The sequence below is a fragment of the Paracoccus sp. (in: a-proteobacteria) genome (assembly GCF_032007265.1).
Lineage (GTDB): Bacteria > Pseudomonadota > Alphaproteobacteria > Rhodobacterales > Rhodobacteraceae > Paracoccus.
On sequence record NZ_DALZMB010000004.1, the window covers coordinates 1 to 23,482 of the forward strand.

Annotated in this window: 21 protein-coding genes; 16 read left to right on the top strand and 5 right to left on the bottom strand. The window is 61.4% G+C overall.

Going from position 1 to position 23,482, the window contains the following annotated elements; genetic code table 11:
• The first annotated feature begins 3 nt into the window (after nucleotides 1-3).
• The 12 genes from ftsW to recN all read left to right on the top strand — a co-directional run bounded on the left by ftsW (nucleotide 4) and on the right by recN (nucleotide 14,237).
• The gene (gene ftsW, locus RTS12_RS01760) at nucleotides 4-1,167 is read left to right on the top strand and encodes a putative lipid II flippase FtsW (protein WP_312525024.1); all 1,164 of its coding nucleotides are present in this window, start codon (nucleotides 4-6) and stop codon (nucleotides 1,165-1,167) included.
• On the top strand, nucleotides 1,167-2,255 hold the full coding sequence (locus tag RTS12_RS01765; protein WP_312524885.1) for a UDP-N-acetylglucosamine--N-acetylmuramyl-(pentapeptide) pyrophosphoryl-undecaprenol N-acetylglucosamine transferase: 1,089 nt from the start codon (nucleotides 1,167-1,169) through the stop codon (nucleotides 2,253-2,255). Before ftsW ends, RTS12_RS01765 begins: the two co-directional genes overlap by 1 nt.
• Nucleotides 2,252-3,679 carry a UDP-N-acetylmuramate--L-alanine ligase gene (gene murC, locus RTS12_RS01770; protein ID WP_312524886.1) on the top strand — a complete coding sequence of 476 codons (1,428 nt, stop codon included), beginning with the start codon at nucleotides 2,252-2,254 and terminating at the stop codon, nucleotides 3,677-3,679. Before RTS12_RS01765 ends, murC begins: the two co-directional genes overlap by 4 nt.
• Nucleotides 3,676-3,972: a DUF2484 family protein gene (locus RTS12_RS01775; RefSeq protein WP_312524888.1), complete on the top strand. Its 297-nt coding sequence runs from the start codon at nucleotides 3,676-3,678 to the stop codon at nucleotides 3,970-3,972. Before murC ends, RTS12_RS01775 begins: the two co-directional genes overlap by 4 nt.
• Before the next feature lie 191 nt (nucleotides 3,973-4,163).
• Complete coding sequence (gene murB / locus RTS12_RS01780) at nucleotides 4,164-5,108, top strand: UDP-N-acetylmuramate dehydrogenase (protein WP_312524890.1); 945 nt, start codon at nucleotides 4,164-4,166, stop codon at nucleotides 5,106-5,108.
• A 141-nt stretch (nucleotides 5,109-5,249) separates the two neighbouring features.
• Entirely contained in the window at nucleotides 5,250-6,173 is a 924-nt protein-coding gene (locus RTS12_RS01785) for a D-alanine--D-alanine ligase (RefSeq protein WP_312524892.1), read from the top strand.
• Nucleotides 6,161-7,219 (top strand): cell division protein FtsQ/DivIB, encoded by a 1,059-nt coding sequence (locus RTS12_RS01790; protein ID WP_312524894.1) that lies wholly within the window; start codon nucleotides 6,161-6,163, stop codon nucleotides 7,217-7,219. Before RTS12_RS01785 ends, RTS12_RS01790 begins: the two co-directional genes overlap by 13 nt.
• Nucleotides 7,220-7,243: 24 nt before the next feature.
• Entirely contained in the window at nucleotides 7,244-8,578 is a 1,335-nt protein-coding gene (gene ftsA / locus RTS12_RS01795) for a cell division protein FtsA (RefSeq protein WP_312524896.1), read from the top strand.
• Nucleotides 8,579-8,795: 217 nt separating this feature from the next.
• Entirely contained in the window at nucleotides 8,796-10,433 is a 1,638-nt protein-coding gene (gene ftsZ, locus RTS12_RS01800; RefSeq protein WP_312524898.1) for a cell division protein FtsZ, read from the top strand.
• 234 nt (nucleotides 10,434-10,667) lie between these two features.
• Nucleotides 10,668-11,597 (top strand): UDP-3-O-acyl-N-acetylglucosamine deacetylase, encoded by a 930-nt coding sequence (lpxC, locus tag RTS12_RS01805; RefSeq protein WP_312524900.1) that lies wholly within the window; start codon nucleotides 10,668-10,670, stop codon nucleotides 11,595-11,597.
• A 141-nt stretch (nucleotides 11,598-11,738) separates the two neighbouring features.
• The gene (locus tag RTS12_RS01810; protein WP_312524901.1) at nucleotides 11,739-12,587 is read left to right on the top strand and encodes an outer membrane protein assembly factor BamD; all 849 of its coding nucleotides are present in this window, start codon (nucleotides 11,739-11,741) and stop codon (nucleotides 12,585-12,587) included.
• Nucleotides 12,588-12,593: 6 nt separating this feature from the next.
• Complete coding sequence (recN, locus tag RTS12_RS01815; RefSeq protein ID WP_312524902.1) at nucleotides 12,594-14,237, top strand: DNA repair protein RecN; 1,644 nt, start codon at nucleotides 12,594-12,596, stop codon at nucleotides 14,235-14,237.
• A gap of 98 nt (nucleotides 14,238-14,335) precedes the next feature.
• Here recN and RTS12_RS01820 read toward each other — a convergent pair whose 3' ends face one another.
• The 4 genes from RTS12_RS01820 to RTS12_RS01835 form a co-directional block, all read right to left on the bottom strand.
• Nucleotides 14,336-14,923, bottom strand: a complete 588-nt coding sequence (locus tag RTS12_RS01820) for a hypothetical protein (RefSeq protein ID WP_312524903.1) — start codon at nucleotides 14,921-14,923, stop codon at nucleotides 14,336-14,338.
• A 100-nt stretch (nucleotides 14,924-15,023) separates the two neighbouring features.
• Entirely contained in the window at nucleotides 15,024-15,896 is an 873-nt protein-coding gene (mmsB, locus tag RTS12_RS01825; protein ID WP_312524905.1) for a 3-hydroxyisobutyrate dehydrogenase, read from the bottom strand.
• Nucleotide 15,897: 1 nt separating this feature from the next.
• A complete protein-coding gene (locus RTS12_RS01830; protein WP_312524906.1) occupies nucleotides 15,898-16,899 on the bottom strand; it encodes an enoyl-CoA hydratase/isomerase family protein in 1,002 nt (333 codons plus the stop codon).
• Nucleotide 16,900: 1 nt separating this feature from the next.
• Nucleotides 16,901-18,046, bottom strand: coding sequence for an acyl-CoA dehydrogenase family protein (locus RTS12_RS01835; RefSeq protein ID WP_312524908.1), 1,146 nt, complete (start codon nucleotides 18,044-18,046; stop codon nucleotides 16,901-16,903).
• Nucleotides 18,047-18,200: 154 nt separating this feature from the next.
• Between RTS12_RS01835 and RTS12_RS01840 the strand changes: the two genes are divergently transcribed.
• Nucleotides 18,201-19,643, top strand: a complete 1,443-nt coding sequence (locus tag RTS12_RS01840) for an NCS1 family nucleobase:cation symporter-1 (RefSeq protein WP_312524910.1) — start codon at nucleotides 18,201-18,203, stop codon at nucleotides 19,641-19,643.
• Between the two features lie 105 nt (nucleotides 19,644-19,748).
• Here RTS12_RS01840 and RTS12_RS01845 read toward each other — a convergent pair whose 3' ends face one another.
• Complete coding sequence (locus RTS12_RS01845; RefSeq protein WP_312524912.1) at nucleotides 19,749-21,248, bottom strand: CoA-acylating methylmalonate-semialdehyde dehydrogenase; 1,500 nt, start codon at nucleotides 21,246-21,248, stop codon at nucleotides 19,749-19,751.
• A gap of 126 nt (nucleotides 21,249-21,374) precedes the next feature.
• Here RTS12_RS01845 and RTS12_RS01850 point away from each other — a divergent pair, with 126 nt between their 5' ends.
• The 3 genes from RTS12_RS01850 to coaD all read left to right on the top strand — a co-directional run bounded on the left by RTS12_RS01850 (nucleotide 21,375) and on the right by coaD (nucleotide 23,385).
• On the top strand, nucleotides 21,375-22,268 hold the full coding sequence (locus RTS12_RS01850; RefSeq protein ID WP_312524914.1) for a LysR family transcriptional regulator: 894 nt from the start codon (nucleotides 21,375-21,377) through the stop codon (nucleotides 22,266-22,268).
• A 94-nt stretch (nucleotides 22,269-22,362) separates the two neighbouring features.
• Nucleotides 22,363-22,800 (top strand): CBS domain-containing protein, encoded by a 438-nt coding sequence (locus RTS12_RS01855; protein ID WP_312524916.1) that lies wholly within the window; start codon nucleotides 22,363-22,365, stop codon nucleotides 22,798-22,800.
• 93 nt (nucleotides 22,801-22,893) lie between these two features.
• Nucleotides 22,894-23,385: a pantetheine-phosphate adenylyltransferase gene (gene coaD / locus RTS12_RS01860; protein WP_312524918.1), complete on the top strand. Its 492-nt coding sequence runs from the start codon at nucleotides 22,894-22,896 to the stop codon at nucleotides 23,383-23,385.
• Nucleotides 23,386-23,482 lie beyond the last annotated feature (97 nt).

Here is a 23,482-nt window from a genome sequence, read left to right on the forward strand (position 1 = left end):
TCCATGACCGAAATGGTCTTTGGGGCCACGCCCGTACGGGCGGGCGACCCGATTCTTCCACGCTGGTGGCGAACAGTCGACCGATGGTCCTTGGCCTGTGTGCTGGGACTTTTCGCAATGGGGCTGCTTCTTGGGCTGGCGGCATCCGTGCCTCTGGCCGAAAAAAACAACCTGCCGCAATTCTATTACGTCACGCGCCAGACCGTGTTCGGCGTGATGGCGCTTTGCGTGATGATGATCGTGTCGATGATGTCGCCACGACAGGTTCGCAGGCTGGGCGTTCTGGGCTTTGCGGTAACGATTGCTGCGGTGATCGCGCTGCCGGTGATCGGAACGGATTTTGGCAAGGGCGCGGTGCGCTGGCTCAGCTTTGGCTTTGCCTCGGTGCAGCCCTCCGAGTTTCTCAAGCCCTGTTTTATCGCACTTTGCGCATGGTTCATTGCCTCATCGGATGAGTTGGGCGGGCCTCCGGGCAAGTTCTATTCCTTTGTCGTGGCCTTTACCGTTGTGCTGATGTTGGCGCTGCAGCCGGATTTCGGTCAGGCCTCGCTGGTGCTGTTTTCCTGGTGCGTGATGTATTTCGTGGCGGGCGCGCCGCTGGTTCTGCTGTGCATCGTCTTGGGTGCGGCGCTGTTTGGCGGGGTCATTGCCTATGAGGCCTCGGATCACTTTGCCCGCCGCATCGATGGCTTTCTGGCCGCCGAGGTCGATCCGCGTACCCAGCTTGGCTATGCCACCAATGCCATTCAAGAGGGCGGATTTTTCGGGGTCGGCGTTGGCGAGGGCACGGTCAAATGGTCGCTGCCCGATGCGCATACCGACTTCATCATCGCGGTCGCCGCCGAAGAATACGGCCTGATCATGGTGCTGGCGATCATCGCACTTTATGCCACCATCGTCGTGCGCTCGCTTCAACGGCTTAAGCGCGAGCGTGATCCGTTCGCACGGATCGCGGGCACGGGTCTTGCCTGCGCGTTTGGCGTGCAGGCGCTGATCAATATGGGCGTGGCGGTACGGCTTTTGCCCGCCAAGGGCATGACGCTGCCCTTTGTCAGCTATGGTGGCTCATCTGTTATTGCTTCGGGAATTGCGCTGGGAATGCTTCTGGCTTTGACCCGCAGCCGCCCACAGGGCGAAATCAGCGATCTTTTGGGACGGGGGCACTGATGGGCGCACCATTGTGCATGATCGCCGCCGGCGGGACCGGCGGCCATATGTTTCCTGCCCAAGCGCTGGCCGAGGTGCTGTTGTCGCGCGGCTGGCGGGTCAAACTGTCCACCGACGAACGCGGCGCACGCTATGCCGGTGCCTTTCCCGCCGAAGTCACCCGCGAGGTCGTGGCATCGGCCACCACCGCACGCGGCGGCGCGACGGCGAAACTGGCAGTGCCGCTACGCATTGCACAGGGCGTTTGGGCTGCAAGGCGCGCGATGAAGGCTGACCGCCCCGCCGTGGTCGTGGGCTTTGGCGGCTATCCCACCATTCCCGCAATGTCGGCCGCGCTGACGCTGGGTGTGCCGCGAATGATCCACGAGGCCAATGGCGTCATGGGCCGCGTCAACCGCGCCTTTGCAAACCGTGTCGATCTGGTTGCCTGCGGCATCTGGCCGACCGAGCTGCCCAAGGGCGCAAAAGGCATCCACACCGGCAATCCCATTCGGGGCGCGGTGCATGATCTGGCTGGTGCGCCTTATTTGCCACCGGGCCAGGATGGGACGATCAATCTGTTGGTGATCGGCGGCTCGCAGGGGGCGCGGGTCTTGTCCGAGGTTGTGCCTGCGGCCATTGCCGGGCTGCCTGCGGACCTGCGCGCGCGGCTGGATCTTAGCCATCAGGCCCGCGCCGAAGACGCCGAAGCTGTCATTGCGACCTATCAGGCCGCGGGTATCCGCGCCGATGTTCAGCCCTTCTTTACCGATGTGCCCCAGCGCTTGGCCAAGTGCCAGCTGGTGATCAGCCGCTCGGGGGCGTCATCGATTGCCGATATCACGGCGATCGGACGTCCCGCGATCCTGATCCCCTTTGCCGCCGCGACAGGCGATCACCAGACCGCAAATTCGCGCGCTCTTGCCGAGGCAGGGGCCGCCATTGTCATGCCGGAATCGGTCCTTGACGCCGAGAGCCTGAGGCGCGACATCCTTGCCATCCTTTCGACCAAGGGCCGCGCCGCCAATATGGCCGCCAAGGCCCTGAGTCTCGGGCGCCCCGATGCGGCGACCCGCCTTGCAGATCTAGTGACGGAAATCAGCCGATGAATGCAGCGACGAAACTTCCCGGCGAGCTTGGGCCTATTCACTTCATAGGCATCGGCGGCATCGGCATGTCCGGCATTGCAGAGGTGCTGATCACGCTTGGCTATCAGGTGCAGGGCTCGGATGCGAAGCGCTCGAAGATCACCGACCGGCTCGAGGGGCTGGGCGCGACGATCTTTGAAGGGCAAAGCGAGCAGAATATCGGCGAGGCGGGTGTCGTGGTGATTTCGACCGCGATCAAAAAGGGCAACCCCGAGCTGGAAGAAGCGCGCCGTCGCGGCCTTCCGGTTGTGCGCCGCGCTGAAATGCTGGCCGAGTTGATGCGTCTGAAATCCAACGTCGCCATCGCGGGCACGCATGGCAAGACCACGACGACGACCATGGTTGCAACCTTGCTGGATGCAGGTGGGCTGGATCCGACCGTGATCAATGGCGGGGTCATTCACGCCTATGGCTCGAACGCACGGGCGGGGGCAGGTGAATGGATGGTGGTCGAGGCCGACGAATCGGACGGCAGCTTTAACCGCCTGCCAGCGACCATCGCCATCGTCACCAATATCGACCCCGAGCATATGGAGCATTGGGGCAATTTCGACGCTTTGCGCAAAGGCTTTCAGGATTTCGTCTCGAATATCCCGTTCTATGGTCTGGCGGTTTTGTGCACCGACCACCCCGAGGTGCAGGCGCTGGTCGGCAAGCTGACCGATCGTCGCGTCGTCACTTTCGGTTTCAACGCGCAGGCCGATGTCCGCGCGATCAATCTGCATTATGAAAACGGCGTGGCTCATTTTGATATCGCCCTTCAGGGTGAGGCCGAGCTGAATGACGGCGTCGCCCCGATCATCGAAGGTTGCACCTTGCCGATGCCGGGTGATCACAACGTCTCGAATGCGCTTTCGGCTGTCGCGGTCGCGCGTCATCTGGGCATGAAACGCGCCCAGATCCGCGATGCTTTGGCAAAATTCGGGGGCGTCGGTCGGCGCTTTACCCGCGTGGGCGAAGTTGATGGGGTCACCATCATCGACGATTACGGTCATCACCCCGTCGAGATCGCGGCGGTGCTGCGTGCCGCGCGTCAGGCGACCAAAGGTCGTGTCATCGCGGTTCACCAGCCCCACCGCTATTCGCGGCTCTCGAATCTGTTTGATGATTTCTGCACCTGCTTCAACGAAGCCGATGTCGTCGCCATCGCCGAGGTCTATGCCGCAGGCGAAGATCCCATCGATGGCGCAAGCCGCGATGATCTGGTGGCGGGGTTGATCGCGCATGGGCATCGTCATGCCCGCGCCGTCATCAGCGAAAGCGATCTGGCGCGGCTTGTGCGTGAACAGGCACGTCCGGGCGATATGGTGGTCTGCCTTGGCGCTGGTACGATTTCCGCCTGGGCCAACAACCTGCCGCAACTGCTGCAAGAGGCAGCTGCGTGACGGCGCTCGCCGCCAAGCCCTTTGCCACCGAGGCCGCCTTGCTGATGGTGGTCCTTTGGGCGATTGCTGCCAGCCTGGTGCCTTATGTGCGGCTGCGCTGGCGCGGCCGGGCGTTTTGGGCGCTGGTCATGATCGGCGTGCCGGTTCTGGGCTGGCTGACCTTTGTCACCGGCCCGATGATCGGCCTTGCGGCATTTGCCATCGGCATCGTGGCGCTTTTGCGCGCGCCGATGGGGCGCACGCGGGCAAACCCGGATCGCCCCCGTGACCGCGCCAGTCCGGCCGAGCCCTGACGCGACACGGCCCATCGGGTGAGGTCGATCCCGATCATGGCCATGTCAGCGCGCCAAACGCCATCTTGCGCACCAAAGCGCCAAGCCCTGCACAAGACCCGCTTTCCCTGTCTCTTACCGACCCCCAAGCGGGGTGGCGCAGGCGGGTCTAGACGCTTCTGATCTGAACTTTGCCGTGATAAAGCCTTGCCATGACCCAATTGCCCCTGCCTCAACTGCCCAGCCCGCGCGGTGCGCTGACCGCCAAGCGAACCCTGTCCGATCTGACCTGGCTGCGCGTCGGTGGCCCGGCTGATTGGCTGTTTCAGCCCCAGGATCATGATGATCTGGCAGAATTTCTTGCCCAATTGGACCCGGAAATTCCGGTTTTCCCCATGGGCGTTGGCTCGAACCTGATCGTCAGAGACGGCGGCATTCGCGGCGTGGTGATCCGTTTGGGTCGCGGCTTTAACGGTATCAGCTTTGATGGCGATCGTGTGATCGCGGGCGCGGCGGCACTGGATGCCCATGTCGCGCGCAAGGCCGCAGATCAGGGCCTGGATCTGACGTTCCTGCGCACGATTCCCGGCGCGATCGGCGGGGCAGTGCGGATGAATGCGGGCTGCTATGGCAGCTATGTCGCCGATCATCTGATCGAGGCGCAGGCCATCACCCGCAACGGCGAGCGCGTCACGCTGACCCCAGATGATCTGCGATTCGGCTATCGCCATACAGATCTGCCCCAGGGATGGGTGCTGACCGAGGCGAGCTTTCACGCCAAGCGCGACACCCCCGAGGCACTTCATGCCCGCATGGATGAACAGCTTGCGCGTCGCGATGCCAGCCAGCCGACCAAGGACCGGACCGCAGGCTCGACCTTTCGCAATCCCGCGGGCTTTTCCTCGACCGGGCGCGCCGATGACAGTCACGAGCTGAAGGCCTGGTCGCTGATCGACGGGGCGGGCCTGCGCGGCTATCGTCTGGGCGGTGCCATGATGAGCGAGAAGCACCCGAATTTCCTGATCAACACCGGAACCGCGACCGCAGCCGAGCTCGAATCACTTGGGGAATTGGTCCGCAGGCGCGTGCGGGAAAGCTCGGGGCATGACTTGCAGTGGGAGGTCATCCGTATTGGTGAGCCAAGCCCCGCTGGTTAACCCATTTTGTATGAAAAAGGCCTTTTGTGGCAAAGGGTTTGGGGCTACACTTTGCAAACGGGTGCATGATCGCAGATCAAACTGCGGCGCGGCCCCAAACGATTTCAGAAAATCCTGATTAAACAGGATGAAAGGCGAGGCGTGGCGGGCAATTCGAGCAGGATAGCCCCGACAGTCGCGGTCTTGATGGGAGGGCCCTCGGCAGAGCGCGAGGTGTCTTTATCGTCAGGGCGAGAATGCGCTAAGGCGCTGCGGCAGGCGGGCTATGAAGTCACCGAGATCGATGCGGGCAAGGATCTGCCTGCACGGCTGGCGCAAGTGCAGCCTGATATCTGCTTTAACGCATTGCATGGGCGATTCGGCGAGGATGGGCGCGTGCAGGGCCTGTTGGAATGGCTGGGCTATCGCTATACCCATTCCGGCGTTCTGGCCTCGGCCACGGCCATGGATAAATCCCGCGCCAAAGAGGTCTTTCGCCAGGCAGGCCTGCCGGTTGTCGAAAGCCTGATCGCGGATCGTGACGAGGTGCGCCAGCGCCACATTTTGCCGCCACCCTATGTTGTGAAGCCCAATGACGAGGGCTCGTCGGTGGGTGTCTATATTGTCCAGGATGGCGCCAACTGCCCACCGCAGCTGTCGGATGACATGCCAGCGCGTGTGATGGTTGAAACCTATGCGCCGGGTCGCGAATTGACCGTGGCTGTGATGGGGGACCGCGCGCTTGGCGTGACCGAGATCATCACCTCGGGCTGGTATGACTATAATGCGAAATATTCCGTCGGCGGGTCGACCCATGTGTGTCCGGCGGAAATTCCGGCCGAGATTACGGCCGCTTGCCTGGATTTTGCCGTGCGCGCCCATCAGGCCCTGGGCTGTTGCGGCATGTCGCGCACGGATTTCCGCTGGGATGACACGCGCGGCCTTGATGGGTTGATCCTGCTAGAGACCAATACTCAGCCCGGCATGACCCCCACCTCGCTTGCGCCCGAACAGGCCGCCAAAGCCGGTATCAGCTTTCCTGAACTTTGCAGCTGGATCGTCGAGGAGGCCCTATGTTCGGCGTGAACCGTGATCCGCGCAGCGCGGGCAATGCCTTTGGGCGTCCGACCCCCAACCGTGCCGCCCCAGCGCGCCCCACGCCTCAGCTGCGCAATGCGCCGATGCGTGACCCCGCACCCTCGCGGCTGGCCTATCGTTTGCACCGGCTGTGGCTAACGCCTTTCGTACGCAAGATGATGCATGTGGGTTTGCCCGCCTTTCTGGTGGCGCTGACCGCAGGCATCTGGCTGTCGGATGAAACCCGTCGGGCGCAGCTTTCGGGTGGCGTTACCGGGCTGATCGAAAAAGTTCAGAACCGTGATGAATTCATGGTTCGCGAGATGCAGATCGAGGGCGCATCGCCCGTGGTCGACAAGGGGTTGCGCGCCATGCTGCCCGTGACCCTGCCTGCTTCAAGCTTTGACATCGACCTCGAGATGCTGCGTGCCCGCGTGCTCAAGCTGGATGCGGTCGAATCGGTCGAATTGCGTATTCAACCGGGCGGTATTTTGACTGCTGTCGTGACCGAGCGCATCCCGGCGGTCCTGTGGCGCCATTCGCGTGGAATCGAGTTGTTGGACAAAACCGGCCATCGCGTGGCCTCGGCGACGTCGCGCGATGTGCGTCAGGATCTGCCGATGATCGCGGGCGAGGGCGCCGACAAGGCCGCAGCCGAGGCTTTGCTTTTGCTGGATGCCGCAGGTCCGATTCTGCCACGTTTGCGTGGGTTGGAGCGGATTGGCGAGCGGCGCTGGGATCTGGTTCTGGACCGTGGCCAGCGCGTCATGCTGCCTGTCGATGGGCCGCTGCCCGCGTTGGAACGGGTGATGGCTTTGGACAAGGCACAGGACGTTTTGGGCCGCGATGTCGCAATCGTTGACATGCGCGCCGAAGGCAGGCCGACCGTTCGTATTGGCCTGGATGCGCAAAACGCGGTGCGCCGTGCGCGTGGCCAGCCTGAAATCGGCCCCGATGGCAAAGCGATTGATCCCGAGACGCTGGCGGCCAGCGACAAGAAAAAAGGTAGCGGGGCTGCCAAGCCCGGCACGAGCAATAAGAAGAAAAGCGGTTAATCCAGACACCCGGAGGAGGAAGGAATGAAGGACCTATATCAAGGCCAGCGCGCGATGCGGAATATGCGGCGCCAGGCGATGCAACGCGGCGTGATCGCCGTGCTTGATATTGGGACTTCGAAAATCGCCTGCCTCATCCTTCAATTCGACGGCCCCGGTCAGTTCCGCGAGACGGACGGCGTGGGCCCGATGGCGGGGCAGTCGAATTTCCGCGTGATCGGCGCGGCTACGACACGCTCGCGCGGGGTGCGCTTTGGCGAGATCGAGGCCATGGCCGAGACCGAGCGCGCGATTCGAACCGTTGTGCAATCGGCCCAAAAAATCGCTGGCTTGAGGGTGGATCACGTCATCGCCTGTCTGTCGGGCGCACGCCCGGCCTCTTACGGGTTGGCGGGCGAAATCACGATCAATAATGGCAAGGTAACCGAGCAGGACGTGGCCGGGGTTCTGGCCGCTTGCGAGGCGCCCGATTTCGGCCGGGGCCGCGAGGTGCTGCATGCGCAGCCAGTCAATTTCGCGGTCGATAACCGCACCGGCTTGATGGATCCGCGCGACCACTCGGGCAACAAGCTGGCCTGCGACATGCATGTGCTGACCATTGATGGCGATGCTGCGGGCAATCTGGTGCATTGTATCCGGCGCTGCGACATGGAGCTGGCGGGCGTGGCCTCGGCCTCTTATGTCAGCGGGCTGGCCTCGCTGGTCGAGGACGAGCAAGAGCTGGGCGCGGCCTGTATCGACTTGGGCGGCGGCGTGACCGGCGTGTCGGTTTTCATCCGCAAACACATGATTTTTGCCGATGCTGCCCGCATTGGCGGCGATCTGATCACATCGGATATCGCCAAAGGCCTGCGCGTTTCGCATCAGGTCGCCGAGCGTCTGAAAACGCTGCATGGCGGGCTAGAGGCCACGGGCCGCGACGATCACGAGATGATCGAGCTGGGCGGCGATACCGGGGATTGGGAAACCGACCGTCGCACGGTCAGCCGGGCGGATCTGATCGGGATCATGCGTCCGCGCGTCGAAGAAATTCTGGAAGAGGTGCGCGCGATTCTGGATGCCTCGGGCTTTGATCATCTGCCTTCGCGCCAGATCGTGCTGACGGGTGGCGGCAGTCAGATCCCGGGCCTGGACACTTTGGCCGCTCGGATGCTGGGGCAGAATGTCCGGATCGGCCGTCCGCTGCGCATTCAGGGGTTGGCCCATTCTGCAACCGCACCGGGATTCGCCTCGGCGATCGGATTGGCGCTTTTGACCGCGCATCCGCAAGATGAATGGTGGGACTTTGAAATGCCTTCGGAAAGTTATCCCGCCCGCAGCTTCCGTCGCGCCTATCGCTGGTTCCGAAACAACTGGTGATTGAGCGACCCTAAATGGGATGGTGGGCCTATGCCCACCAGATGATGCGTCATGGGCAAGATGCCGCCGAAGCGCTTCGTTTGTACTGCTATATTTTGTATGTTAACTGTGTTTTTCGGGTGACGCTCACGAGGATTCTCGGTAGGCTTGTCCGTAAACGGGGGATTCGTCCGGGTGGCCCGAATTGCCCGGCGTAACAGGCAAAGGCAATCGAGCAATGAACCTTAATCTGATGCTGAACGAAGATCAGGAATTGAAGCCGCGGATCACCGTATTTGGCGTCGGCGGGGCTGGTGGTAACGCCGTCAACAACATGATTGAGAAGCAGCTTGATGGGGTCGAGTTCGTGGTTGCGAACACCGATGCTCAGGCGCTGCAGCAATCGCGTGCAGAACAGCGGGTCCAGCTTGGTCCCAAGGTCACTGAAGGCCTGGGCGCAGGGGCAAAGCCCTCGATCGGGGCGAAAGCCGCGGAAGAAACCATCGAAGATATCGTTGACCACCTGATGGGCGCTCATATGTGCTTCATCACGGCAGGTATGGGCGGTGGAACCGGCACGGGCGCCGCTCCGATCATCGCGCAGGCCGCGCGCGAGATGGGGATCCTGACCGTTGGTGTTGTGACCAAGCCCTTCCAGTTCGAAGGCAACAAGCGCATGCGTCAGGCCGACGAGGGCATCGAAGCCCTGCAGAAGGTCGTCGATACGCTGATCATCATTCCCAACCAGAACCTTTTCCGTCTGGCCAACGAAAAAACCACCTTCACCGAAGCCTTCGCCATGGCGGATGACGTGCTGTATCAGGGCGTCAAAGGCGTGACCGATCTGATGGTTCGCCCCGGCCTGATCAACCTCGACTTTGCCGATGTCCGTTCGGTCATGGACGAGATGGGCAAGGCGATGATGGGTGCGGGCGAAGCCTCGGGCGAGAACCGCGCGGTTCAGGCTGCCGAAAAGGCGATTGCCAACCCGCTGCTGGACGAAATCAGCCTGCATGGCGCACGTGGCGTTCTGATCAACATCACCGGCGGCTACGATCTGACCCTGTTCGAGATGGACGAGGCAGCCGAAAAGATCCGCGAAAAGGTCGATCCGGAAGCCAATATCATCGTCGGCTCGACCCTCGATCCGTCGCTGGATGGTTCGATCCGCGTGTCGGTTGTGGCAACGGGTATCGATTCGGCCGAGCAGGTCGCTGCGGATATGAACCAGCGTCGCGGTCTGCGCGAGCCGCTGACCCAGAACCCGCCGGTCGCACAAAAGCCTGCCCCGTCGATCGACGAGGACGATCTGCCCCCGCCCCCGCGTCGTGCTGCCCCCGAGGCCGCCGAAGCACCGGCTCCGCGCCCCAGCGCCAGCAGCTTTGGCAATGAGGTCGCCGACGAAATGCCCGCTCCGGCCTATCGTCCGGCCGAGCCGCGCCGTCCTGCAGCCGATCCGCTGACCGGTGATGCGGCCGAATTCACGGCGCCGCGTCGTGCCCCGGCCGCGGGTTCGCCCTCGCCCGAAGTGCTTGACCGGATGCGCCGCGCCGCAAGCGCGCAGCAATCCGCCCCCGAGCGTGCGCCGCAGCCGCAGCAGCAAACGCGCGCCTTGACCGCAGCCCAAGAGGCGGCACAGCGCGGCATGGGCCGTATGGCCGGCCTTGGTCGCATGATCGAGCGTATGGCGGGTGGTCAGAACGAGCAGCCTCAGGCCCCCAAGCCGCCGGCAGGTTCGATCGCCGAGCGCGTCAGCGAGCGCGTGGCCAGCCGTCAGAAAAGCGGTTTTGACGCCGGTTTCGAAGATCTGGCCAGCCCCGATCGCGCCGATGACCGTGTTGAAATCCCGGCATTCCTGCGTCGTCAGGCCAATTGATCCAATCACGAAATTGAGACGTGAGATCGAATGAAAGGGCCGCTTTGCGGCCCTTTTTCGTTATTTATCAATGCTTTATTTTGCGCAATCACTGCTTGGCAACATATCGCCCCCGATTGTTACAGCGAGTCATAATTCGTTAATTGAGACCTGACCGCCGCATGCCTAACTGGAACCATGCAGAACCGGGACTTGCCGGGACCGCATAAGTTTAGAAAAGAAGTGACGGTTATCATGCAGTACACGATCGAACGCAAAGCTCAGTTCCGTGGCGTCGGCCTGCACTCTGGTGCGGCGGTTCGCCTGACGATTCTGCCTGCGCCCGTGGATCATGGGATTGTCTTTTCACGTTCAGATCTTGACGGTCTGCGCGTTCCGGCCCGCTGGGATCTGGTCAAGCCTTCGCAGCTTTGCACGCTGCTTGAGGGCGAGGATGGGGCCAGCGTCTCGACCATCGAACATGTCATGGCCGCATTGGCGGGTCTGGGCATCACCAATGCCTTGATCGAGGTGAACGGCCCCGAAGTGCCGATCCTTGATGGCTCGTCCGCGCCCTTCGTGGCAGGTCTGCAAGAGGCAGGGCTGCGCGCCCAGCCCGAAGCGCCCTTGCGCGCCATTCGGGTGCTGCGCACCGTCGAGGTCCACCACGGCGAGGGATTCGCCCGCCTGTCGCCTGCCGACAATCTTGAGATCCATTTCGACATCGATTTTACCGATGCCGCAATCGGACATCAGGAAAAGCAGCTGAACATGGCCAATGGCGCCTTCGTACGCGAGCTGATGGACAGCCGTACCTTTTGCCGTCTCAAAGATGTCGAGGCGATGCAGAAATCGGGTTTGGCGCTTGGCGGCACCTTTATGAACGCAGTCGTCATCGACGGTGACAAGGTTCTGTCGCCCGGCGGGCTGCGCCACGAGGACGAGGCCGTGCGCCACAAGATGCTGGATGCCATGGGCGATCTGGCGCTTGCCGGTGCGCCGCTTTTGGCGCGCTACACGGGCCATCGTGCGGGCCATGCCATGACCAACAAGCTGTTGCGTGCTCTTTTTGCAGCACCTGACGCTTGGGAATGGGTGACCCTTTCCGAAGGTCAGCACAAACGTTTGCCGGGGGCGGGTGTCTTTGAAAAGCATCACGCATATAAAGAGCTGGCAGTCGCATAAGCGGCTGCTAGACCAATCGGCGGAAAACACCTCCACGGAAACGCTTTGGCATTTTGCGCAGCCGGATTTTCTGTGCTAGGAGATCAGCGCTGTGGCCGTCGGCCATTGCTAGGGATAATGGATTCTGACAGGCAGGATATGATGGCAGGTTTCAGAACGGCGGGTTCCTTGGTCGCAATGGCACTCTCCGTGGCCCTGCTGGCTGGATGCTCGGGTGCGGGCAAGACGAGTAAGGTCGAATCACTCGAGAACTTCACCGCAGAGCAGATCTACAAGCGCGGCGAATATGAGCTTGAGAACAACACCAAGCCCAAAGACGCTGTGCATTACTTCAGCGAGGTCGAGCGGCTTTACCCCTATTCAGACTGGGCCAAGCGCGCCCTGATCATGCAGGCCTATAGCTATCACAAGGCCCGCGAATATGAGGATGCACGCGGCGCGGCACAGCGCTTTATCGACACCTATCCCGGCGATGAAGATGCGGCCTATGCAAAATATCTGCTGGCGCTGAGCTATTACGATCAGATCGACGATGTTGGTCGCGATCAGGGCCTGACCTTCCAGGCGCTGCAATCGCTGCGCGAAGTGATCGAGCAATATCCCAACACCGAATATGCGCGCTCGGCGATTCTCAAATTCGACCTGGCCTTCGACCACCTTGCCGCCAAAGAGATGGAAATCGGTCGCTATTACCTCAAGCGCGGGCATTACACCGCCGCGATCAACCGCTTCCGCGTGGTGGTCGAGGAATATCAGACCACGACCCAGACCCCCGAGGCGCTGATGCGTCTGACCGAGGCCTATTTGGCCCTTGGTCTGACCGATCAAGCCCAGACGGCCGGCGCGATTCTTGGTCACAACTTCCGCTCCTCTCCTTTCTATGAGGATGCCTATAAGCAGCTACATGGACGCGGCCTTGAGCCCGAAGCCAAAGGCGACAGCTGGCTGACCAATGTCTATCGCCAGGTCATTCAAGGTAAGTGGCTGTAGTTCGGGATGCTGCGGCATCTGGATATTCGCGACGTTCTTCTGATTGACCGGCTGGAGCTTGACTTCCATCCGGGGCTGAACGTGCTGACCGGCGAAACCGGGGCGGGCAAGTCGATCCTGCTTGACTGCCTTGGCTTCGTGCTGGGGTGGCGGGGCAGGGCCGATCTGGTTCGCCAGGGTGCGGCACAGGGCGAGGTGACCGCCTCATTCGATCTGCCGCCGGACCATCCTGCGCGTGATTTGCTGCGCGAGGCGGGCATTCCGGTCGAAGATGAGCTGATCTTGCGGCGCATCAACAATTCCGATGGCCGCAAAACGGCCTGGATCAACGACCGTCGCGCCTCGGGCGAGGTTCTGCGCGCGCTGTCGGAAACGCTGGTCGAGCTGCATGGCCAGCATGATGATCGCGGCCTTTTGAACCCGCGTGGGCACCGTTTGTTGCTGGATGCGTTCTCGGGGCTGGATCTTGGCGCAGTGCGCCGCGCCTGGGCCAAGCGCCGCGAGGCGGGGGTGGCGCTTGAGGCCGCCGAGGCGCGCTTGGCCGCGGTTCGCGGCGAAGAGGATTTCCTGCGTCATGCGGTGGCCGAACTCGACAAGTTGTCGCCCGAACCCGGCGAAGAGGTCACACTTGATACCCGCCGCCGCGCCATGCAGGGCGCCGAGAAGATCCGCAGCGATGTCACCCGTGCGCTGAATGCGCTGGGGCCTGACGGCGCTGAAGGGGCGATGCTGGATGCGCACCGCTGGCTTGAGGGCGCGGCCGATCGTGCCGAAGGCGCGCTTGAGGCGCCATCCGCTGCGCTTCAGCGGGCCTTGGCCGAATTGGGCGAGGCGGCTTCTGGTGTCGAAGCTGCGTTACGGACGATGGATTTTGATCCGCGTGATCTGGAACAGACCGAAGAGCGTCTGTTCGCGCTCCGCGCTTTGGCGCGCAAACACGATGTTTTGCCCGATGATCTGGCGGCCTTGGCCGATCAGTTGCGCGCGAAGCTGGCCTCGTTGGATGCGGGCGAGGGGGATTTGGCACGTCTGCAATTGGCCCTGTCCGAGGCCGATGCGGCCTATGAGCGCGAGGCGGGTCAGCTAAGTGCGAAACGGGTCTTGGCCGCGAAATCTCTGGACAAGGCCATGGCTGGCGAGCTGGCCCCCCTGAAAATGGAGCGCGCGGTTTTCGAGACCCGCGTAACGCCGGGCGAGCCCGGTCCCGAGGGGCGCGATGCGGTGGCCTTTACCGTGGCCACAAACCCCGGCGCGCCATCCGGGCCGCTGGACCGCATTGCCTCGGGGGGCGAGCTTTCTCGTTTCCTGCTGGCGCTGAAAGTCTGTCTGGCACGTGGAAACGATGCGCTGGTGCTGATTTTTGACGAAATCGACCGTGGGGTTGGCGGCGCGACCGCTGATGCCGTGGGGCGGCGTCTGGCCAAGCTGGCCGATGGGGCGCAAGTGCTGGTCGTCACCCATTCCCCGCAAGTTGCCGCCTTGGGCAGCCATCACTTCCGCGTCGCCAAATCGGTCGCCAAAGGCATGACCACCTCGCGCGTGGCCGCATTGTCACATGATGAGCGGGTCGAAGAGCTGGCAAGGATGCTGGCTGGCGAGGAAATCACCCAAGCCGCAAAAGAAGCGGCGCGGGCCCTGCTTAACCCCTGATGCAGACGGCTGGCCATGGGCTGCAGAGGTGCCGACTGGCCAAAGGGCCAGTCTGGCAGCCTGCTTGTAGCAACTGAAAAGCGGTCATTTCTGCGCAGTCAGTCACGTATCGCATCGACGATGCGAATCACCGACAGGATTTGCAGAGTTCGGGGGTCGAACCTGACGAGACGATGATCGACGATGCCATATTTGCTGCCACGTGGTGCGATCCCGATGCCGTAAAGCCCCGGTCTGCTGACCACATGCAGCCTGCTTTCGTCGATCCGGCTGCCCACGCGCAGATCTCCACCAACGTTGGTGCCGACCGGATTGATCGGCGGACGCAACGCAGTGGGCGGCTTGGGGGCATTTGCCTGCGAATCCAAGCGAACGTTGACCGTGCTATGGCTGGGGCTGCTTTTATTTGCGGTGCCATTGGGGCCTTTGCGTTGGCTGACCCCGTCCGAGCCATCTGATTGACCAGAGCTATCGCCCCGGCCGAAACCGGTTTGGCCATTCGACCCCGCGGCGGCGCTTGGACCGCGTCCGACCGCGTGTTCAGCACCGGTTGGGGCTTTGGCGCTCGCGTCCGTCGAAGTGAGGCCACCACCAGAGTGCTGACCTGTCGAGGGAGATGCCAAAATGATGGGAATGATAAGCAACAATCCCAGATAGAGCGGTGATATTTTGTAGTTCAGTTTCATAAGACGAGCCGTTCAGACCGACCTTCGCGCGTGCTGATCAACGAACCAGATGCAGGGCCGTTCCGTTCCGGCTGCGACTCTTGCGGAACTGTTGTAAAAATCACACGCGATGGCGCTTGGCAAAGCGTGGCAACATCGCTGAAAAGTCGCGACCGCTGCCGTCCTCATCCTCGACAAAACTGCCATAAAGGGTGGCGGCCAGCTTACCCATTGGCGTGTCGGCATCGACCTGTTGCGCGGCCTGTTGCGACAGCCGCAGATCTTTGAGCATCAGATCCGCCGAAAAGCCCGGTTGATAATCATGATCGGCTGGTGATTGCGGACCCACGCCGGGCGCGGGACAATAAGCGTTCATCGACCAGCTATAGCCCGAAGAGGTTGAAACCACGTCGAACATCTTGGCACGGTCCAAGCCCAGTTTATCGGCAAGGGCAAAGGCCTCGCAGGTGGCGATCATGGTGACGCCAAGGATCATGTTGTTGCAGATCTTTGCCGACTGTCCCGCGCCCGAGGCACCGCAATGGACCGATTTCTGTCCCATGATCTCGAATAGGGGCAGCGCCTTGGCATAGGACGCATCGGTGCCCCCGACCATAAAGGTCAGTGTGCCCGCCGCAGCCCCGCCAATACCGCCCGAAACCGGCGCATCCAGCGCACCCAGCCCTGCGGCATCGGCGGCCTGTGCCACATCGCGCGCACTGGCCACATCGACGGTCGAGCAATCGCAAAAGACCGCCCCCCGCGCCATCGCCGGGATGATTTGCTTGGCCACCTCGCGCAGGATGGCCCCATTGGGCAGCATGGTGATGACGATATCGGCATTCTGCGCCGCCTGCGCCGCGCTGCTGGCTGGCGTGACGCCCGCGGGCATCGGGGCGATGGGGTCATGACCGGTGACCTCATGGCCAGCTTTGACCAGATTGGCGGCCATTGGCGCGCCCATATTCCCAAGTCCGATGAATCCGATCTTCATGTTACTCCTCCCAATCCAGCTCTTGGGGGCCAAGCGAAGCCAGCATGGCATCGACCTTGGCCGGGGTGGCTTCGGCGCGCCATTGCGGGTTGCGATCCTTGTCGATGATCTGGGCGCGGACCCCTTCTAGGAAATCTGCCCCGGCGGTGGCGCGGGCGGTAAAGCGGTATTCGCGGCTTAGCGAATCTTGCATGCGCTGATCGCCGCGCGCGGCGCGAACCATGGCCAGCGTCGCTGCCATCGACAAAGGCGAGTTGCGGCGCAGGGCCTTGAGCGTCTCCTCATCGCCCGAGGCTTCCACCGCTTTGATGATCTCGGGCAGGCTGCGCGCGCCAAAGGCCGAAAGGTCGCGATCGGCCAGCGGGGACAGCGGCGCGGGATGGGCCTTAAGGCCGCTGACAGTTCCACTTTGGGCCAGATTGTCGATGACAGTGGGCCATTCTTCCTCGGGGATGAAGAAATCGGCAAAACCCGCATGGATCGCATCGCCAGCGGTCATACGCCCCCCCGTCAGGCCCAGAAACTCGCCGATGCGCCCCGGTGCACGCGCCAAAAGCCAGCTGCCCCCGACGTCGGGCACAAGGCCGATACCGGTTTCGGGCATGGCAACCTGTGTTGAATTGCCGACCACCCGATGCGCAGCATGGCCGCCCACGCCCACGCCGCCGCCCATGACAAAGCCTTGCATGAAGGCCACGACGGGTTTGGGATAATCGGCCAGCATCGCATTCATGCGGTATTCATCGGCAAAGAACTCTTGCCCAAGACGGTGATCGCCCGCTTTGCCCGCCTGATAGACCGCAGCAATATCGCCACCCGCGCAAAAAGCGCGATCGCCCTCGGCATCAATGATGATCAGGGAAATTTCAGGGTCCGCGCGCCAGTTTTCCAAAGCTGCCGTAATCGCCAGCGCCATGTCATGGCTTAGCGCATTCAGCGCCTTGGGACGGGTAAAGGTGATGCGGCCCGCCTTGCGGTCCCTGCGGATTGAGAGATCATCCATCTCAGTCCCTTTCTGTCAGTAAAGCACGACCGATGATCAGCCGCATGATTTCATTGGTGCCTTCAAGGATCTGATGAACGCGCAGGTCACGCACGATCTTTTCGATCCCGTAATCCTCAAGATAGCCGTAGCCGCCATGAAGCTGCAGGCATTGATTGGCCGTCTCGAATGCTTTGTCGGTGACCAGAAGCTTGGCCATCGCACAGAATTTTGTGGCATCCCCCGCACCCCGATCCAGCTTGACCGCAGCCTGATGCAGAAAAACCCGCGCCGATTGCAAGGCGGTTTCCATCTCAGCCAAGCGAAACTGCAGGGCCTGGAACTGGTCAATGGTCCGGCCAAAGGCATGACGCTGGGACATATAGCGCAAAGTGGCGTCAAAAGCGGCCTGAGCGCCGCCAAGTGCTGTCGCTGAAATATTCAGCCTGCCACCATCCAGCCCGGCCATCGCATAGGCGAAACCTTGTCCTTCGACACCGATCAGCTGATCTGCGGGAACGGCGCAATCGTCAAACCGCATCTGTGCCGTGGGCTGCGCCTTCCATCCCATCTTGCGTTCGGGCGGACCAAAAGAAAGCCCCGGCGTATCGGCCTCGATGAGCAGCGCCGAGATGCCCTTGGGGCCGTCACCGCCGGTGCGCACCATCGCCAGATATAGATCGGAATACCCCCCGCCCGAGATAAAGGCCTTGGTCCCGTTCAAAACCCAGCTTTGCCCCTGCCGCTTGGCGCTGGTGCGCAAGGCCGCCGCATCCGAGCCGCTGCCGGGCTCGGTCAGGCAGTAAGAGGCGATTTTTTCCATCCGGCACAGCGCGGGCAAAAAGCGGGCCTTGATCTCGGGCGAGGCGAATTTGTCGATCATTGCCGCCGACATGTTGTGAATCGACAAGAAGGCAGCAACGGCGGGGCAGGCCATTGCCAATGCCTCGAAGATCAGGGTGCCATCCAGCCGAGACAGCCCGCTGCCGCCATATTCCTCACTGACGTAGATCCCGCCAAAACCAAGCGCGCCCAATTCCGGCCAGAGCGCGCGGGGAATGGTGCCCTGCTTTTCCCAATCGGCGGCAAAAGGGGCAATCTGGCTTGCGCCAAAGTCGCGAGCCAGATCTGAAATGGCCTGCTGCTCGGGGCTTTGATCAAAGTCCATGGGCACGTCCTTCTGAAGGAGGATGGGTCAGGGATGACGCATTTGGGCAACGCTGCACAACCAGCCAAGCGCAGCTCGTGAATTTTCTTGGCGAAATACCGCCGCCGTCTCACCATTCTGGCAGCATTTGCCAAGATCATGAGGAGTAAAGATCATGGCTGTCATTAACCCGTCTCCCGCGCTCTATAACGAAGATCTTGCCCCGGCAGAGGAAAGAAAATGGGGCGCATATTCGATCTTCAACGTCTGGACTTCGGATGTACACAGTCTGTGGGGCTATTATCTGGCCGCAAGTCTGTTTTTGCTTTGTGGCAATCTGGTCAATTTCGTTTTCGCAATCGGGCTTGGCTCTTTGGCGATCTATGCGCTGATGCAAATGGTCGGGCTGGCGGGGGTGCGAACGGGGGTGCCATTCCCTGTGCTGGCCCGGGCAAGCTTTGGAACCTTTGGGGCAAACGTCCCAGCCCTGGTGCGCGCCATCGTCGCGTGCTTTTGGTATGGTGCACAGACTGCGGCGGCTTCGGGGGCAATCGTTGCCCTGTTGATCCGCTGGCCGGGCATGCTCGAGTTTCACCAAAGCAGCCATATGCTGGGGCATTCGACCCTGCAGGTGATTTGCTATGTCGTGGTCTGGGCGTTGCAACTGCTGATCATCCAAAACGGCATGGAAACCGTGCGCAAGTTTCAAGATTGGGCGGGGCCGGCGGTCTGGGTCATGATGCTGGTGCTTGCGATCTATCTTTTGGTGAAATCGGGAACGTTCAGCTTCGGCTCCGAGATCCCCGAGGATGTCCTGCTCGAGGCGACCCGCGCTGCGGGCGTGCCCGGAACGCCCGGCTCGCTACCTACGCTGATGGCGGCTGCGGCAACCTGGATCACCTATTTCGCGGCGCTTTATTTAAACTTTTGCGACTTTTCGCGCTATGCCACTGATGAGTCCGCACTCCGGCGCGGCAATGCCTGGGGCTTGCCGATCAATCTGCTGGCCTTTTGCCTGGTTGCAGGTGTCACCACCACCGCCGCATGGCACGTCTATGGCGAGGTTTTGCTGCACCCGGAAGAGATCAGCGCAAAGTTCGATAGCTTCTTTCTCGCCTTGTTGGCCGCCCTGACCTTTGCCGTCGCGACGCTGGGGATCAACGTGGTCGCGAACTTCGTCTCGCCAGCTTTTGACTTCGCTAATGTGTTTCCCAAACATATCAACTTCAAACGCGGAGGCTATATTGCCGCGCTGATCGCGCTCGTCCTTTTCCCATGGTCCCCGTGGGAAACCAGCGCGACCCATTTCGTGAACTTCATTGGTTCAACGATGGGGCCGATTTTCGGGATCATGATGGTGGATTACTACCTGATCCGAAAAAGCAAAATCGATGTGGCAGCGCTTTACGATGAGAACGGTGAGTTCCGCTTTCAGGCCGGCTGGCACGTCAAGGCATTTATCGCCTTGGCCGTAGGCATGATCTTCTCGTCAATTCTACCGACGTTTACGACGATCTTGCCAAGCTGGTGGCTGATTTACGGCTGGTTCTTCGGCGTGATTATTGGTGGCGGCACCTATCTGCTCTTGCGCTGGGGCGAGCAGCCGTCGGCTGAATGAAATCCCGCCAGAGGGCGATGGGAGCGCCCTCTGGCGGAATGGGTATTTGGATGATGAAGAAAGCGTCTCTTTCTCTGTCACCCAAATACCCAAAGAGCCGTGCAATTAGTCCAGAGCTTTGAAGTTCAGGCTCGCACCGTCTTTGATGCCAGAGAACCACCGCGCGGTGACGGTTTTGGTTTTGGTATAGAAGCGGAAAGCGTCGGGTCCATATTGGTTCAGGTCGCCGAAGGCCGATTTTTTCCATCCGCCGAACGTGTAATAGCTGAGCGGCACAGGGATCGGAAAGTTGATGCCGACCATCCCCACATTCACGCGGCTGGCAAAGTCGCGCGCCGTGTCACCGTCCGCCGTGAAGATCGCGGTTCCGTTGCCGTATTCGTTGTCGATGACCAGGTTAAGTGCATCCTCGTAGGTTTGGGCGCGTACGGTCGACAGCACGGGGCCAAAGATCTCTTCTTTGTAGATGTCCATGTCGGGGGTGACATTGTCAAAGAGTGAGGGGCCGACGAAGAAGCCGTTCTCATAGCCTTGGATATGAATATTGCGGCCATCGACCAGCAGCGATGCGCCCTGCTCGACCCCTTTGTTGACCAAACCGTCAATGCGCGATTTGGCGGCGGCTGTGATCACCGGGCCAAAATCGACATCATCGCCTGCCGTATAGGGGCCGACCTTCAGCTTTTCGATACGGGGGATCAGCCGCTCGATCAGGGCATCAGCGGTGGCCTGGCCGACAGGAACCGCGACCGAAATGGCCATGCAACGCTCGCCGGCTGCACCAAAGCCTGCACCGATCAGGGCGTCTGCGGCCTTGTCCAGATCGGCATCCGGCATGATGACCATGTGGTTCTTGGCGCCGCCAAAGCACTGTGCGCGTTTGCCATTGGTTGCGGCGCGACCATAGATATATTGCGCGATCGGGGTTGAGCCGACGAAACCCACGGCCTGGATGGTGGGGTGATCAAGCAAGGCGTCTACGGCCTCTTTATCGCCATTGACCACCTGAAGCACGCCATCTGGCAGGCCTGCCTCTTGTGCCAGTTTGGCCAACATCAGCGAGGTCGAGGGCACGCGCTCGGACGGCTTGAGGATCATCGCATTCCCCGCCGAAAGGGCAGGGCCCATTTTCCACAGCGGGATCATTGCCGGGAAGTTGAAGGGCGTGATGGCGGCGACCACGCCAAGCGGTTGGCGCATCGAATAAAGATCAATGCCGGGACCTGCGTTATCGGTATATTCGCCCTTCAGCATCGAGGGGGTGCCCATGCAGACCTCGATGACCTCAAGGCCGCGCTGCACATCGCCGCGCGCATCCGGCAGCGTTTTGCCGTGCTCGCGGCTGACCTCTTCGGCGAGGCTGTCCATATTGTCATTGATGAGCTGGCCGAACTTCATCATCACGCGCGCGCGGCGCTGCGGGTTGGTCGCGGCCCAGATCAGCTGGGCTTTTTCGGCGCTGGCGATGGCGCGATCCAGCTCGGCCGGGGTGGCGAGGGGGACGCGGGCGATGAGCTCGCCGGTTGCAGGGTTGAAGACATCCGAGAACCGACCCGAGGTTCCTTTGACTTCCTTGCCGTCAATCCAATGGTAAAGCTCTTGCATCGCGTCCTCCGGGTGATGTGCCGTGCTGATTTCAGACAAAGGATAGACTTGCGGAACTGCTACGGAAAGAGGAAGTCTGGCAAAACAGTTTTGCATTTTTGCAAAGGTTTCGCGCGGAGGCTGGCCATGGATTGGGATGATTTGCGGGTCTTTCTGGCGGTTGCCCGTGATGAAAGCCTTTCGGCTGCGGGGCGCAGGCTGGGGATGGATGCGTCAACGGTGGGGCGCAGGATCGTTCGGCTTGAGCAGGCCTTGGGGGCCAAGCTGTTCGTGAAAATGCCGCAGGGCTATCAGATCGCCCCCGAAGGGCTGCGCCTTTTGCCCCATGCCGAAGCCGCCGAGACGGCGCTGCATGGGGCCGCCGAGGCGCTGATCGGTCGAGACGAGCTCAGCGGGCAGTTCCGCATCGGGGCCCCTGATGGTTGCGCCAATTACCTGCTGCCGCAGGTTTGTGCCGCGCTTTGTGCCCACCATCCTGGCCTTGAGATCCAGATCGTGGCGCAGCCCCGCATCTTTAACCTGACGCGACGCGAGGCGGATCTGGCGGTTGGGGTGTCCCCGCCGCAGACCGGGCGGCTGACCGTTCAGCGGTTGACCGAATATCGGCTGCATCTGGCAGGGCATTGCGATTATCTGGCGGCCCATCCCCCGATCACCACGCGCGCGGATCTGAAGGGGCATCGGATGATCGGCTATATCGCCGATATGATCCATGACCCCGAGCTGGACTATCTGACTGAAACCGGGGCCGACACAGCCGCACTTAGCTCGAATTCGGTTTCCGTGCAGCTTCAGGCGATTCGCGCGGGGGGGGGGCTGGGCATTGTGCATGATTTCGCCATTCCCTTTGCGCCCGGAGTGCGTCCTGTCTTGGCCGATCAGATTTCCCTGACGCGGAATTTTTGGTTGATCCGACACGCCGACGACCGACATTCGGCGCGCATGACGCTGTTGGCCGAGGCATTGGCCCAAGGTCTGCGCGCCGAGGTGCTGCGCCTTGAGGCACAGGTTTTCGTCTGATGGCAGATGGTTGCACGCCGGACTTGACGTAGCGGGCCGATGCGGCGACCTTTGAGATAAGCCCATATTCGACCCAACCAGAGGAAGGACCACGATGCTTGTCAATCAGATCCTGTCGATGAAGGTCAGCGCGGACATCGTAACAATTCGCCCCGATGAGCTGGTCTCGGAGGCCACCAGAATTCTGTCGGAGCGTCGCATCGGTGCGCTGGTGGTCAGCGAAGACGGCCGGACTGCACTGGGGATCTTGTCAGAGCGCGACATCGTGCGGGCGCTTGGGCGCAATGGCCCGGCCATTCTGGATGGCCCCATCAGTGAACTGATGACGCGCAAACTGATGACCTGCACCACGGGCGAGGATGCGCTGACCGTGCTGGAGCGGATGAGCGAGGGGCGCTTTCGTCACCTTCCCGTCGTGAATGCCGAAGGCAATCTGATCGGGCTTGTATCGATCGGAGATGCGGTTTCCGCACGCCTCAAAGAGCTGCATGCCGAAAAGGAAGCGCTGACCGGGATGATCATGGGCAGCTAGGCCACGCCGGATGCCGCGTCGTAAAGCGCCCTCTTGCATCCGTCTGAATTATCCTGTTCGACGGTTTTAAGCACCTCGGCGAAAGGACTTCACATGCGGATTGGCCTCTATCCCGGCACGTTTGACCCGATCACGCTCGGGCATATCGATATTATTCAACGCGCTATGGCGCTTGTTGATCGCCTGGTCATCGGCGTTGCCATCAATCGGGACAAGAAGCCGTTGTTCGATCTTGAGCAGCGCGTTGAGATGGTGCGGCAGGAATGCAGCGCGATTACCGCAAAAACCGGCGGTGAAATCATCGTTCATCCCTTCGAAAATCTGCTGATCGATTGCGCGCGCGATGTTGGTGCCAGCGTGATCGTGCGCGGCCTGCGCGCCGTGGCGGATTTTGAATATGAATTCCAGATGGTCGGCATGAACCGTGCGCTTGATTCGAGCATCGAGACGGTCTTCTTGATGGCAGATGCACGCCGTCAGGCGATTGCCTCGAAACTGGTCAAGGAAATCGCGCGGATGGGGGGCGATGTCTCGAAATTCGTGACGCCATCGGTCAATTCCGCGCTGCGCGAGCGTTTCGCCTAAGGACAGGTTGCGGGCGCCGATTGATGCGCGCCTTGCATTTTCTCTGTTATCGGACGGCCATGCCTTGCTAGACTTCTGGGCCACAGGAGGATGCAAA